The organism is Bacteroides bouchesdurhonensis, assembly GCF_900155865.1.
GTDB lineage: Bacteria > Bacteroidota > Bacteroidia > Bacteroidales > Bacteroidaceae > Bacteroides > Bacteroides bouchesdurhonensis.
In genome coordinates this window covers 2,482,031-2,495,442 of record NZ_LT707006.1, presented here as the reverse complement: position 1 = coordinate 2,495,442, position 13,412 = coordinate 2,482,031, and the positions used below count along the sequence as shown (strand labels likewise).

Annotated in this window: 12 protein-coding genes; 2 read left to right on the top strand and 10 right to left on the bottom strand. The window is 45.2% G+C overall.

The features are described from left to right. Nucleotides 1–240: 240 nt before the first annotated feature. From CZ225_RS10160 to CZ225_RS10120, 9 genes are all read right to left on the bottom strand, one after another. On the bottom strand, nt 241–1,701 hold the full coding sequence (locus CZ225_RS10160; protein ID WP_077154034.1) for a PepSY-associated TM helix domain-containing protein: 1,461 nt from the start codon (nt 1,699–1,701) through the stop codon (nt 241–243). Then, a complete protein-coding gene (locus CZ225_RS10155; protein WP_077154033.1) occupies nt 1,698–2,558 on the bottom strand; it encodes a hypothetical protein in 861 nt (286 codons plus the stop codon). Before CZ225_RS10155 ends, CZ225_RS10160 begins: the two co-directional genes overlap by 4 nt. Continuing rightward, nucleotides 2,551–3,414: a hypothetical protein gene (locus CZ225_RS10150; RefSeq protein WP_077154032.1), complete on the bottom strand. Its 864-nt coding sequence runs from the start codon at nt 3,412–3,414 to the stop codon at nt 2,551–2,553. The genes CZ225_RS10155 and CZ225_RS10150 overlap by 8 nt, the downstream gene beginning before the upstream one ends. 12 nt (nt 3,415–3,426) lie before the next feature. Then, on the bottom strand, nt 3,427–4,332 hold the full coding sequence (locus tag CZ225_RS10145) for an HmuY family protein (protein WP_234983166.1): 906 nt from the start codon (nt 4,330–4,332) through the stop codon (nt 3,427–3,429). Nucleotides 4,333–4,373: 41 nt separating this feature from the next. Further along, nucleotides 4,374–6,728 carry a TonB-dependent receptor gene (locus CZ225_RS10140; RefSeq protein ID WP_077154030.1) on the bottom strand — a complete coding sequence of 785 codons (2,355 nt, stop codon included), beginning with the start codon at nt 6,726–6,728 and terminating at the stop codon, nt 4,374–4,376. A gap of 149 nt (nt 6,729–6,877) precedes the next feature. After that, on the bottom strand, nt 6,878–7,525 hold the full coding sequence (locus CZ225_RS10135; RefSeq protein ID WP_394334031.1) for a DUF4903 domain-containing protein: 648 nt from the start codon (nt 7,523–7,525) through the stop codon (nt 6,878–6,880). 53 nt (nt 7,526–7,578) lie between these two features. Further along, nucleotides 7,579–8,028 (bottom strand): hypothetical protein, encoded by a 450-nt coding sequence (locus tag CZ225_RS10130; RefSeq protein ID WP_077154028.1) that lies wholly within the window; start codon nt 8,026–8,028, stop codon nt 7,579–7,581. A 51-nt stretch (nt 8,029–8,079) separates the two neighbouring features. After that, entirely contained in the window at nt 8,080–9,519 is a 1,440-nt protein-coding gene (locus CZ225_RS10125) for a hypothetical protein (RefSeq protein ID WP_077154027.1), read from the bottom strand. A 197-nt stretch (nt 9,520–9,716) separates the two neighbouring features. Next, on the bottom strand, nt 9,717–12,197 hold the full coding sequence (locus tag CZ225_RS10120) for an outer membrane beta-barrel protein (protein WP_077154026.1): 2,481 nt from the start codon (nt 12,195–12,197) through the stop codon (nt 9,717–9,719). Between the two features lie 487 nt (nt 12,198–12,684). Between CZ225_RS10120 and CZ225_RS23890 the strand changes: the two genes are divergently transcribed. Next, nucleotides 12,685–12,822 carry a hypothetical protein gene (locus tag CZ225_RS23890; RefSeq protein ID WP_007366488.1) on the top strand — a complete coding sequence of 46 codons (138 nt, stop codon included), beginning with the start codon at nt 12,685–12,687 and terminating at the stop codon, nt 12,820–12,822. Then, a complete protein-coding gene (locus CZ225_RS10110) occupies nt 12,819–13,010 on the top strand; it encodes a hypothetical protein (protein WP_014224645.1) in 192 nt (63 codons plus the stop codon). Before CZ225_RS23890 ends, CZ225_RS10110 begins: the two co-directional genes overlap by 4 nt. A gap of 73 nt (nt 13,011–13,083) precedes the next feature. Here CZ225_RS10110 and CZ225_RS23885 read toward each other — a convergent pair whose 3' ends face one another. Continuing rightward, complete coding sequence (locus tag CZ225_RS23885) at nt 13,084–13,314, bottom strand: hypothetical protein (protein ID WP_200800546.1); 231 nt, start codon at nt 13,312–13,314, stop codon at nt 13,084–13,086. Nucleotides 13,315–13,412: the final 98 nt, after the last annotated feature.

Here is a 13,412-nt window from a genome sequence, read left to right as displayed (position 1 = left end):
TACCTTTGCTATCGAAATCAATACCACCAATAATAGGAGCGATAGTAAGTCTAATGACAAGAAGAATAATAATTCTTCCAACAAAAGTTTCGGTAGTATGAGAAGATAAAATTACAATACCTCAATAATTGCTGTAGATAAATAATAAAAAGAACTGATAGAGGCAGACTATAACATCCGCCACTATCAGTTTTGTTTTCGCATTTGTTTAATGAGAATTGGATTTTTGTGCAATGTATGTTATTTCTTCAATCTAATTCTATAACCCGACCACAAGCACCAAAGGGCAAGTATGCCCATCACAAAGATAAAAATGTACGTGGCGAGGCTTCCGATGAATATTCTTCCGCTATGCGCCTCTAACGCCACGTTCCATAGCGACATCGGAAGTTGGTTCATACTTGCTGGCTGTGGGGCAAAAGATGTTCCCTCGTAATATTCCGCAATGACAGGACTGGCAAAATCTTGGCTCATTCCTGCGATTGCTTTCTTTCCGAATGGAGCACCTGCTTTCTTTGGCGCAACCTTACCTGTAAAGTAGTCGATGGCTGTGCCTTGTTGCCTATCCCAAGTGAACAAACCACTAAAAGACCCACAGAGCCACTTGCCTTCTTTATCTTTCTGTAATACGTTCAATCCCATTACGCTGACAGGTGGAGCTGAATTTAAAGCCTTTACCGTAGCCTTTTCGAGATTCAAGGAATAGAAGCCTTCTGATGTAGAAAGAAGCCAGTCATGACATCCTTCGTCATAACGTATCATGCGGAGTCTGTCATTCCAAGGATTCTCATTTTTGAGCGTTGTGCCTGTAAGGGCAGGAATCTTGCTCAATACCAAGGCTATCATCACAGGAGGACGCAAACACCAACCAGTCAATGCTATCAAAAAGGTGAAGATGATGGTGTATCTTCCTATCTTATCATGGAGACGAAGCGATGTTTGCAGCAAAACAGTCCTTTTCGGTCTCAACCAAAATATGCCACCAGTAATACAAAGTATCACAATGATAAAGGCTATGGCATCGACAATCAACTTTCCAACCAAACCAAATAACTCTCCGCTATGCAACAACCAAATGGTACGGAATGCGGTTACTTTGCCGTCGTAATCTTCAGGAGCATGGAGTTTGATTCGCTTGAAGGTCGTATAAGGAGAATGTGAGGTATAGGCAAAGGAGCGACTAAGTATCACAAGAGTATCACCATGTGAAGCAATGTCTGTCAATTTCTCGTCTTCACCCAAAGGCATTTTCACCTCATGCCACGTTTCATGTACGCCATATCGATAAAGCCCAAAGGGAGATACTGCAAAGATATTTCCATCACCGGTCTTTATCACATTTCTAATCTGTCGGTAGTCTGCCCCTGTAGGCAAATCTTCGTTGAAGCCCTTGAAAAATGAAGCCTTGGAATCTGTAAGCCAAATGCCACCATTACCGTAAAGCAACAGATGATGACAAGAGTCCGATACAGGCAAAGAGTCTGCCCCCAAACCTTTGTCAAGGTCGAGCGTACCTCTTAATAAACCTCCGTTCCAGTTACGAAACTCATAACGGCTTGGCAGATACTTCCTGCTTATGTTCACATCTTTGATGAGTGAACGATGATTGAGCAGAATACCTGACAAACAAAACATGAGCATAAAGAAACTCATGCCAATACCGAGCCATTTATGTTGTTTCCTCCAAGTTCCTTTCTTCATTTTTTGTTGTCTTTAATAATCTTTCCTGCCAAGAAGCAAAGTTCTATCCCCATGACTACCCAATGCCAAGGATAGGCAGAAGGATTATCTATCAACTTCCCAATAATTCCTGTACGGTTGAAAGCCTCTACTGCAATCCAAAAGACGATAACCGTAGCCGTACCCATTCTGATGTTCGCTCCCCATGATGGCAAATGGAGTTGCTTGCGAAATACGTATGGGGCGGAAAGCAAGGCACCGAAGGCTACACCGAAGGTGACTGGACTCTCACGACCAAACAATTGAGGATCGTAGAGGTTCATCAGCAGGAGATAGCAAGTCCAGAGCATTGTGTTGATTTCCATGAAGGTAACAATGCTGGTGTGGCGTGTCATCGGGCGAGCGGCGATGAGTCGCTTGTTCTTCCCCAAGAAGAGCGTCTGCCACCAGTTGAGGAAGTTGCAGGCATTTCGGGAACAGAAGATGTAGAGCAACATCACCATTGCCCACAAGCCAAAGGTGGCAGGGAGCAGAAGATATTCAGGGCGGCTCAACACTTCTCCTGTCACTGGGTCAATCTCAGCATGTGTGCCCCAACGATGGGCATAATACATGAAGAGGAAATCCACCCAACCCGTCCAGTAGAACATGCCACCGATAAGTCCGAGCAAGGTTTGGCGAGTCTGTCCCTTGACGAAAACACCGACCACCACCATCACCAAGCCCACGAATCCCACAGCCATGCCAGCACCCAACAGTTGCGTGCCGTCGTAGTTGTCCTTCAATACTCGTGCCACCAAGTGAACCATGGGCATGCTTCCCAATATCACGCCCATCGACACGATGGATTTCCACCAATATAGTTTCTTGTTACTCATGGCTTTTCTTCTTGTGAGTTGCAAACATGATATAGACGAGCAATGCAACGAATGCCACGAGGATGCAAATCATCTGGGTAGTATACTTCTCCGGCTCAATCCAAATCTCCTTGAAAAAGTCAAGGCGACCAAGCACTTCCACAGGTACCCAGAACACAATGACCGTGGCAATTGCCATACGGATATTGGCTCCCCATGTGCTCAAACGCAACTGCTTTCGGAAGATGAAGAAACTACCTATCAGACAAGCTGCGGCTACAACCGAAGTTACAGGGTGATGGTCGCCGAGGAAGTTCTTGTCGTAGCAGAACATCAACAGGAGATAGCTTGTCCACAAAATCATGTTCAGTTCCATGAAAGTAACGATACTTGTATGATGTGTCATCGGACGGGCGGCAATCTTATTCTTGCTGGAACGGAAGAGAACACGCTGCCACCAGTTGATGAAGTTGCATCCGTTCTTGGTTGAGAAGATGTAGAGCACCATCATCATCATCCACATGCCGAAGGTGGCAGGGAGGATGAGGTATTCAGGGCGAGTCACAACTTCGCCATTCTCCATCTCCGGCTGTGTACCCCAGCGGGTAGCATAGTACTGGAACAGGAATTCTATCCAACCGGTCCAGAAGAGCAGACCTCCGAAAAGTCCCCAAAGAGTTTGTTTGGTGTCTCCCTTTACGAAGACACCGATTACTACCATGATAAGACCTGCCAACCCCATGAAGAAGGCTGAGTAATGCACAGCTTCAGGAGTCATCGTCTTATCCATTATCATCATCAGCGCATGTCCCAACGGCATGGTAAAGAGTACCACGAGAAACGAAGCGATGGATTTCCACCAATTCAATTGTTTCATAATGTTTAATGTTTACTTTAATTCATCTAAGTAATAACTGATTCTTCCTCCTTCATCACCTATCTGCACATTGGCATCATACCAAGAGATAATCTGGAGCTTGTAATATCTCTCGCCATCCCACGAACGGATTACGTAGGTATGGAAAGAAGGAGTATATACTGGAGGTGGACCAGAGAAGGTCATTGCCTTTTCGAGCACCGGATTGCCGCTTACCAACTGCTTGGCTGGTCCGTTGTTCGGGTCGAACCAAGGGTTCTTGTTCATATCCAGTTTGTTGGCGATGCAATACTTGTTCCAGTCTTCCCGCGACATGGTGACATAGACGCTTGCTGAATCATCCACGGCGAAGGTCATATTGTGTTCTGCCAGATAAGCATCCACCTGCGCCTTGCTCGTCCACTTGTCATATTCGCCATAGCCCAGGTCGGCAGCACCGCCCTTGCCTATGCCGCTCGTTCCACTGTTGGTGCGAAGCTGGTAACCATCAAAGGCAAGGTCCCATTCCGTGGCAGGATAAGCCATGGTCTTTGGGTCATCCTCCTTGTTCTCCATCACTAAGATGCTGTTGGCTTGTCTCTTCACCGTCTTATAGGTTAACTTGCCTGTAGCTTGATTCTTGGTGAAGATGGTATCGCCGTTTGCATCACGCTCTGCATCCTCGAAGATGTTCTTCTGTACGCCCTCGCTCCAATACTTTACGAGTTTGGCCGTACCTTTATAATGGAAATATTCCTCTATCGGTTTGCCGTCTATAAAGGCGATGACACTCTGGTTAGGATTCAGCACATTATAGCGATGTCCCGTCTTCAGGTCAAAATAGAGCCAGTCGTTGGTAACACCCGTGCTATAACCTGTTTTTCGGGGCAAGGTATGACCTGTGAAGTCCTCAGCCTCATAAGATACGCAGCTCGTCATTGCGGCTGCCACACCTATTATATATAGTAATGCTTTCTTCATTATTTCTTCTTTCTAAATGCTTTTACCAATTCATCTACCAACACTTCCACCTGCACATGCGCCTTGGCTCCTGCCGTGGCTGGCACGTTAAACATGGTGATGCCCGAACCTAAGGTCTTTGGTACGTAATTAAAGATGTTATCCACACCCACCGTCACCTTCACCTTATTATAGAAGGTCTGAATCACCGACAGGTTGCACAATACATACTGTGGCAACTGGCAGCGGAAGTAGGCATCGTGGCTCTCACCGTTTACATAGAGTCGGTCCTGCACATCAAATTTCTTCTCACCCATGTAGCTTGCCGAGAAGGTGGCACCCAGTCGGTAGTTCTTCTTGTTGTACTTATAGTCGAGGCTCGCCGTAGCAGCATGAGGCGAAGTGGTGTTCACCTGGATGCCATCCGTCTTGCTCACGTTCACGTAGCTGTAGGTGGCATTCATCGTGAAGTGGTTGAGGAAGTGCCAGCGCATGATGGCTTCCAGTCCGATGAGGTTCTGCTTGGCGAGGTTGGTGTATTCAAAGTTATACTGCATGTCGTAGATGCGCCATACGCCCTCTATCTTCTTGCGGAAGAAGTTGCCATACACATTGCCCGAGATGAAGAAGTTATCGTTCGAGTACTCTGTGCCCAGGCTCACGTAGTTGTTCTTCTCAGGCTTCAGGTCCTCGTTACCCTTAATCATGAACATGCCGAGGTGGTCCCAGTTGAAGAACAGCTCCTTGATGCTTGGCGAACGGTAGCCCATCGAGTAGTTGGCTCTCCATGCCCAGTGATCCGACGGACTCCACTTGAAGGCAATCTTAGGCATCGCCATCAGTCCGAAGGCACGGCTGAAGTTGGTTCTCACACCTGCCGATACCATCCAGTGGTCGTTCATCGTCCACTCGTCCTGCAGGAAAGCCTCCGTTTCCTTCAGCGAACGGGTGCGCATGATGTGGGAGGCATCGCCGTTGAACCGGTCGCTCGTCAGGTCATCGCTCAGGTGCTCGATACCGAGGATGAGGTCGTGGCCCTCGAACTTCTGCGAGGTGATGGAGAGGCGAGGCTGGAAGATACGGCTCTTATACACTTTGGTACGCTCGTCGATACGCTCGTGTCGCTTGAAGCGGTCGTAGAAGTCGCCATGAAGGGAGGCGGTAATCTTGAACCAATCCTTAAATGTATATTTAATCTTAGTACCAGCTGTCCAGTCACGCGCCTGACTGAAGGTCATGTCCTGAATGAGGTCGTAGGTGTTCATATAGAACGCACTACCGTAGGCAAGAATCTCCAGGTTCTTGAAAGGGTCGTAGAAAACCTTCTGCGATACCGAGATATGCTCTGTACCCTCGATGCTCATTGGCGGACGGGAAGCCACGCTGGTAATGGTCACGTCGTGGTCGAGCCAAGGGTTCGCCTCTTGGGTATAGACCTTCTTGTCGTTCTCCGCCTGATACATGTAGAAGGCATCGCTCGAAGAATACCACACGTCGGTCTGCGAGGTCACCTTGCCTGCATTGAATCCTGCCGATACCCAGCTCTGCAGGTTCGGGCGGTCGGCGTTCTTCTCAAACATATACAAGAAATCCTTTTTCTCAGGATTCTTGTAGTTGGTCTCGTTCATCTGTCCCCAGCGTACACCAGCCTGAATGTCGATAGGCTTGGTGGTTTTCTTGGTGATGAGGTTGATGACGGCACCCGATGCACGGCTTCCATAGAGGGTACTGCTGGCACCCTTCACGATTTCGATGCGGTCGATGGCATGGAGGTTAAAACGCTCATAGTCGAGGTTACCCGCCATGTCGCCCGTCAGTCGCTCGCCATCCTGCAGGAAAAGCACGTGGCGGGCATCCAAGCCCTGCATGGAGATTTCGTTGCCGAATCCCACCTTCTGGATATTCATACCCGGTGTTTCCTGTTGCAGTGCCTTGGTGAGGTCGGCATAGCCTGCATCTACCAGTTCCTTACCGCCGATCACCTGCGTGCTCACTGGCGAGAGCTTGATAGGTCGGGCGGTGCGGGAACCTGTAACCACCACCTCGTTCACCTTCATCACGTCCTCGGTCATGAAGAGCTTGAGGGAGCTGTCGCTTCCGATGGTTCCCTTCAGAGGGTTATAGCCCACGGATACCACCTGGTAATAACACTTGTCACTCTGAGGCACCGAGATGGTAGCCTCACCATCCATGTTGGTAACAACACGCTGTGGCGATTTCAATTTCTCATTGTCGGCGTAGGTGATGACTGCACCGATGATTGGTTGCTCAGTGGCTTTGTCGAAGATATCGAACTTCACCTTTCGCTGTGCAGAGACAGGGAGGGCGAGTATCAGCAGTAAGCCGATGAGCATTACATTTCTAATTGTCTTCATTTATATTGTCATTCTATTTTTTCCAAATCCTTACACGATTTCAGCCTCGCTATGGCTTGTTTCTCTTCCCTTCATTTTTTACTTGCAAAAAGAAAGAGAGACATGTTTGGGCATATCCCTCTTTCCTTTTATATATAAGCTACAGTCTCTTATTTGATTCCGTGCTCCTTTTTATACGCAGCCAAGTCTTTTTCGTACTGTTCAAATTCAGCTGCATAATTGTTGATGCGATTCTTGTCTATTGTTTGCAAGAAACATTCTGAACGTACATTCATCATGTTATAGTTTACGATGAACTGAATTTCGTGTGTTTTGGCATTGTAATAGCCTTGCACGCTACTGCCTTTTGCACTTGATGCAGAGCCATCTGTATCTGTACCCCATACAGAGCCATCTTCACCCTTAAACTTTATCCAACCATCACCTGTATATTCTTTCTGCTCCCAAGAGTTGAGAACCATGGTCTTGACATCACACTTAAAATTGATAATCATTCCCATGTTTCCGACCGTGAAGTCAAGCAAAGAAATGGTGAATGTTTGTGCGTCAGTCTTACTCCACTCAAACTTAAACTTTGTAGGACATCCCTCTGGTAAAAGGGTTTTGTTCACTCCATTCATCGTTGCATTTGTACTAAGTACAATCTCGCCATTGAGATAGTTTGTTGCCTCTTTCACAAGTTCAGAATTTGCATCAGAGTTAGTGATTTCTTCATCAGAAGAACAAGAACAAAATGCAAAAACAGCGAAAAAAAGCAAAGATAGGAAGGCGATGTTTTTCTTGAAGTTTGCTTTCATCATGTAACAAACAAAGGTCTTCCTTATATTTTAAGGGAAAGACCTAAGTTAATTTATTTTATTGTACATTCTGTTGTGAAATGAACCTCAGTATCGAAGTCCACACCGAGGAAGGACGCATCTACACTTTTTACAGTGTATTCCAACTTCCCTGTAGAGGCATCATAAGACCCCTCAATAGTTGCGTCAAACTTCAAGCCTGCACCAAAGCTCAAAATAATAGCATTGTCACACTCGTTAACTGTAGAACCATCAAGAACAACTTTGTTAGCAACAACCTTCAACTTTGCAGGCATTTTGCCAACTTTGAACTCTGACAACTCCAACTTGTATGAACCATCACCATTAGGAGTCAAGGTTGTGTTAAGAGCAGGAGAAACATCATTCTGATGTACAGGATTCTTGTCCTTGTTTATGTAAACTTTGTCCAAGCAACCATAGATAGTTGTCTGAGCTGATGCAGTACTTGCGAAAACCATCATGCTGATGAAGGCAATCGCCATTAAAAGTGTTTTTTTAAACATAATAAATAAAAAATTAAATTGTTATTAAAATTAATTCCAGTTTACTGGATTATATTCTGAATATGTACTATTGTCATTCTGCAAGTGAGCAGAGTAGGTCTGGACAAAGTTCTTTGTACTTTCTTTGTCTAAAACGTCTTGTGACACAGTGAAATAAACCTTTCTGCGTGGATTGGATTCAAAATCGTACAATTTGTTGTTAGAACTACGATAATATGCAATCAAATTAATTGGATAAATAATTTCACAGTTTGGTAATTGACAAAGAGCCAAATCGCCTATTGCTTCAATACTTTGTAAATTAATAGCCTTTAATTTAGGCAAGTTTGCCAAAATAATTTGAGATGTAACCTTTTTATTATTGAGGTTGATTTTTATTTCCTCAAGATTCTTACAATCTCTGCAATCTAACAAGTTTGACATGGTTGCATCAAAATCCTTTATTTCCTGATTTAGAAAAGCCGTATTTGTCAAATCCAAAGATGTTACAGACGGATTGTTACTGATTCCTAAAGAAGAAAGAGCAGTTGCGTCGCTCAAATCTAGTCCTCCAATAAAATTTGTCTTTTTTACGACCAAGCCTTTGACATTTTGTCTTGGAGATAATCTGTGACATTCAAATTGCTTAGTTTCTTCTGTACTTGTCTGAACATCAATGTACACATAAAAAGACTCATAAAAAGGATTGTTCACAAAATATTCTATTCCTTCGATAGAAGCAATTTTTTCAATATCTGCATATTGTGTGTCATACTGCAAGAAAATATTGCGTCCTCTGTCTTCAAGACCGAGAGGTTTGCTGATGTCCAACTTTCCGTCAGAAGTGAAAACCGAACTAAAGTTCATCTTCAAATAAGCTGCAAAGCAAGTATCAGGAATTTCTCTCAAAGTATTATACTTCTCCAAAGAACCCTTATCATTTACCATCTGCATATCAACAGTCTTGTTCTCTGCCTCATTCTGGGTATAGAAAGGCATCAAGTCCTCTACATTATATTTGCAAGAAGCAGGGAGATAAAGTTTTGTAAACTCATGGAGGATGGTAGCTTTCACCTCGTCATTCTCAACCTTGGCTGTTACCAAGCCATCGAAGTCATAGATGTCATTGCCTTGCAAGTCAAGACCTGTAATCTGTGAAGGAAGTGAAGCGATATGGAAAACTGGACCATAGCCGTTGCTGCTAAGGTTCAACTCTTTCAAATTAGGAAAAACAGAAAGTTCCTTCAAGGCAGCGGTATCAACCTTTGTGCCTGAAAGGTCGAGAGATGTGGTGCTGTTGACTTTGTCGTCAAGGAGCATTTTGCCATTTTCATCAAACTGGTATCCCTTAGCTTTGAGGATAGTCATCAACTCTGAGTTGCTTACAGCCACATTGCTATAAGAAGGTGCATCGTCGTCACTGCTGCAAGAAGCGAAGCCGAGGCAAAGAGCCATTGCAGCGAGACCGATGAAATTCTTAAAAATCTTCATTGTTTTTTGAACTTTTAAAATGTTTATAATTAAAATTAAATATAATCTTGAATCAGGCTGCAAAGGTACATATTTCTAAGAAGGTATGCAATCCCTAAAAATGATGAAATTTGCAATAGTAATTTGTTGTGATTTATAGGGTTTCTCATCTGTCTTGTTGAGAAATCATAACATATCTAAGATTTTCAATATGTTTTTCACAGTTGCTTATTCAGCCGATACTTAAAACTAATGATAAAGTAACTACCAATTTGTGAGGTACGGCTTTCCGTCAATCCTGTGGCGGTAACATTGCGATAATAGTTTTTCTTGTCGCTGAGAATATCTGACCAATAGAGCAAAAGCTCGGCTTGCTTCTTTTTGAGGAATCGCCAAGATGCCCCTAAGTTCCAAACCACTTGGTCGTCTTCGCCTTTTTTGATGTTGGTGCCGTTACGGAAAGAGTATGCAGCATCGCTCTTGACTTGGAAGCCAAGAGGAAGTTCTGCGTAAGTATTCAGTGAAAAGTTGTAACTTCGGGTATAGTTGGACGTACTACGAAGCTGGTTGGTGGCATGGCGGTAACGCCAATCGCCCTGCAAGTCGAAGCCTCCCCATTTCGGCTGATAACCCAAGCAAAGGTTGGCATTATACGACGTATTGTGGGTGACGCTGCGGTCTGGCTCCTCGCTCTTCCCCTCGTTCACCAAGGCTACACTTTGGCTAAAGTTGGCACCTGTGCGAGCAGAGAGATTGAACCGCTTCTTCCATCGCTTCTGATAGCGAAGACTGGCACGCATGTTCCAGTTGCCATTCACATTCACAGGATAAGTCTCCGTGCCACCAGTGGCAAGGTTGTAAAAGACGGCTTGCGTCTGACTGTTATAGGTGTTGTTGAAATTAACATCGCCCGAAAGACCGAGGCGAGTGTTTCTTCCCATCAACCGAAAGTTCTGGCTATAAGCCGCTTTGAGCGAAGGATTGCCATGTGTAACGTGCAATGGGTCGCTATTGTCGGTCAGCGAAACCAAACTGCCAAGGTCGGGTTGTCGGCTACTACCGTCATAATTCAGCTCGAAGCGAGTCTTGCCCCGATGCCATGACACATTCAACTGTGGGTTCCAATTCACGCTCGTCCTCACCGTATCGGCATAGAGCAGCCCAGTCTTCTGGTCAAGACTTCTCCGCTCTGGATGCATCTGCACACCCGTATTCACCTGCCATCGCTTGCCATTATAATTGAAATAAAGGCTGAGTTCGTGGGAATAAGTCCGACTCTTGGTATAGTTGCTCAAACTGTCTTGATATACTTCGCTCTCGTAAGTAATCCTGTCGCTCACCTGTCGGTTGGCAGAATAGCGATAACCGAGTTGCAGGCGCAAGTTCTCAGCCAAGGGTTGCGTCAAGTTGATGCCTACGGAATAGGCACGATTAGTGGAGGGGGAGTGCTGGTATTGGTTGCGATAAAGCACGGAATCGCCACCCAGACTGCTCTCCAACTGATAGTAAGTGGTCTCGGAAAGGGAATGTGACTCGTTGGTACTCTTGCTGTCGGAGTAACTACCCGTGAGGCTGATACTCGTACCCTTGTCGTTGAACACTCGGGTGATGTCGGCATTGACGGAGAACGAATGGCTGTCGCTCTTCGAATCCGAGTTTCTCGTGATGCTGTTGATACGCTCATCGCCTTCTGAAGAGGTGGATTGCTGGCTGTCGCTGGTGTTGTCGCTCTTCGACTTGCTGAAGTTTCCACCTATATTAAAATAGGTCTTGTCATCCAAGCTCCACCTCATGCCCAACGAACCATTGCCCATCGTGTTGCGATTGGTGCTGGTGGATGCCGAGTTCTGGTAACGGTTGCCTGTGGTGAGATATTGCTCGCTATATAGGGTGCTCTCGTTGCCACTGGCATAATGGTTGTACATCATGTTGCCATAGAGGGTGAATCGCTTGGAGAACTTCTTGGCAAAGTTCATCGCCACGTTGTCCTGTCGGTTGTCGGGATAGCGAGAAGTCATGTATCGGTTGCCACTTCGAGCTATCACGGAGATGTTATCGCCAGTCTGGCGGAAGAGGTTGGATATTAACTCGGCTTCCTTCTTGTCGTTGTTGCCCCTGCCTATGCCAGCCGAAGTAATCAGCGTGCCGTTGAACTCTCGCTTGGTCTGCAAGTCGAGCACATAGTTTTCGCCGCCCTTGCGCACCTTGGTGATTTTCTCCAGTTCGCTCCGCTTGTCATATACCTTTATCTTGCTGATGAGTTTGGCAGGTAGGTTTTCGAGGGCAAGCGTGGTGTTGCCCCCGAAGAAGCTTTCGCCGTTGACATTGATTTCATGGATAGGAAGACCGTTATAGGTCATCTCCTTGGTTTGCTTGTCGTATTCCAATCCTGGCACACGCTTCAAAAGTTCTTCGAGGTAAGCACCTTCAGGAGTCTTGTAGGCATTTGCATTGATAACGGTGGTATCGCCTTTCTGCTCCACCTCTTTCATGGAGGCGGTCACCACCACCTCACCAAGAAGGAGGGTCTTGAAGATGGAATCTTGCTTAAAGGTACGACTTCCCCTTACCGTATCACTTGACACAGCAAGACGAAAATCCCTTTCGTTACGAGAAAGGAAAGACGATGCCCATACATTCGCCATTGTCGATAAAGACAAGAGCAAAAGTACAGGCACATAAGCATATCGTAACCTCATTCTCTGTTTGAATATTCAAAATCGGCTGCAAAGGTACGAATTTCGGCGAATATTTGCAATACCTTGAAGTAGGTAAAAGACAGATTGGACTGTTCCGAGACTGTCCTAAGTCACAATTTTAATCACATTCAGAATATGTTCTGAAAATAAATCATAAAAAACGAGCCGCATTTTTGCCAATCAAAATTTTTATTATACTTTTGCAATCAAATCAAGAAGAGTTGTTTGACAAGCAATCCTATGCACATTGCAGAAAATAGAACTGTTGCCAAATCATTACCTCTATTGAGGTGAGACTCTCGTAAATCGCTCATTTTAAGCTATTCTGAATATTTTGGAAGAATTTTTTAGAAAAATACTACCCGCAGGGCTGGAGATTTTTTCCGAAAACAGGAGGCTTGACCTTGCATTCCCGTCCAATCCCGGAATTACCTTTGCGCCCAGAACGGAAATGACTATCTGATGCGGCTCACTGAAAGACGCGAAAATGGAGGTAAACGGAAGTGGAGGCAGATTGGACAGGAAAACTTCAAAAGAGAAATCCGTAAAAAAGGGAAAACGCCAAAAGGAAAAGGGACATAGCCGGAGGCGTGAAACCGGGCAAACCACCGGCAAGGAAGTATGATTTTATATGTCTGGCCGAGCGTGTACGGTCGGACGGATAAAATCATTCTTCCCGGTTTGCCTGCCGTGTGTGACGGCTTGTTCCATTTATGGATCGGGCGGTCAGACACGGCTTTCCGCTTACGGCTCAAAGGAACAGTGGAAAAAGAAAAATCGTCAGAAACCCGTAAAAGCACCTCTTTGGCATAAGCACAAAAGAAATGGGCCTTGCATCATTAGTCTAAACTGTTGTTTAGGCGTGAGGCAAAGCCCTTTTCTCCGCTTATGCGTAGTCGGCATACGTTCGACCAAAATCCTTTTGGGCGATGGTGTGCCGACGGACAAAACCGCTTTTACGGAAAAACTTGTATGAGAAGAAAAAATTAGGGAGATTCATTTCAAAATCTCCCGTTTTATTGTTACTTTTGCATACGAAGAGTTCTTTGAAGGTTACGCAACGCGCAGAAGGATGATGCAGTAGATAACTAACTAAATCGTAACCTATTACTATCATGAGCAATTAACCTACGCTCAGTTCCAATAAATTACACTCTTTTCGTAACTTCGTATTACAAAAATAGCGTTTTTATTTTACGATACGCATCAAGCCAC

What these genes read in the sequence shown, in the direction of transcription:
- CZ225_RS10160 (WP_077154034.1), bottom strand. Translation starts at nt 1,701, where the DNA reads ATGAAGAAAGGAACTTGGAGGAAACAACATAAATGGCTCGGTATTGGC.
- CZ225_RS10155 (WP_077154033.1), bottom strand. Translation starts at nt 2,558, where the DNA reads ATGAGTAACAAGAAACTATATTGGTGGAAATCCATCGTGTCGATGGGC.
- CZ225_RS10150 (WP_077154032.1), bottom strand. Translation starts at nt 3,414, where the DNA reads ATGAAACAATTGAATTGGTGGAAATCCATCGCTTCGTTTCTCGTGGTA.
- CZ225_RS10145 (WP_234983166.1), bottom strand. Translation starts at nt 4,332, where the DNA reads ATGACGAGCTGCGTATCTTATGAGGCTGAGGACTTCACAGGTCATACC.
- CZ225_RS10140 (WP_077154030.1), bottom strand. Translation starts at nt 6,728, where the DNA reads ATGAAGACAATTAGAAATGTAATGCTCATCGGCTTACTGCTGATACTC.
- CZ225_RS10135 (WP_394334031.1), bottom strand. Translation starts at nt 7,525, where the DNA reads ATGAAAGCAAACTTCAAGAAAAACATCGCCTTCCTATCTTTGCTTTTT.
- CZ225_RS10130 (WP_077154028.1), bottom strand. Translation starts at nt 8,028, where the DNA reads ATGGCGATTGCCTTCATCAGCATGATGGTTTTCGCAAGTACTGCATCA.
- CZ225_RS10125 (WP_077154027.1), bottom strand. Translation starts at nt 9,519, where the DNA reads ATGAAGATTTTTAAGAATTTCATCGGTCTCGCTGCAATGGCTCTTTGC.
- CZ225_RS10120 (WP_077154026.1), bottom strand. Translation starts at nt 12,197, where the DNA reads ATGAGGTTACGATATGCTTATGTGCCTGTACTTTTGCTCTTGTCTTTA.
- CZ225_RS23890 (WP_007366488.1), top strand. Translation starts at nt 12,685, where the DNA reads ATGGAGGTAAACGGAAGTGGAGGCAGATTGGACAGGAAAACTTCAAAA.
- CZ225_RS10110 (WP_014224645.1), top strand. Translation starts at nt 12,819, where the DNA reads ATGATTTTATATGTCTGGCCGAGCGTGTACGGTCGGACGGATAAAATC.
- CZ225_RS23885 (WP_200800546.1), bottom strand. Translation starts at nt 13,314, where the DNA reads ATGATAGTAATAGGTTACGATTTAGTTAGTTATCTACTGCATCATCCT.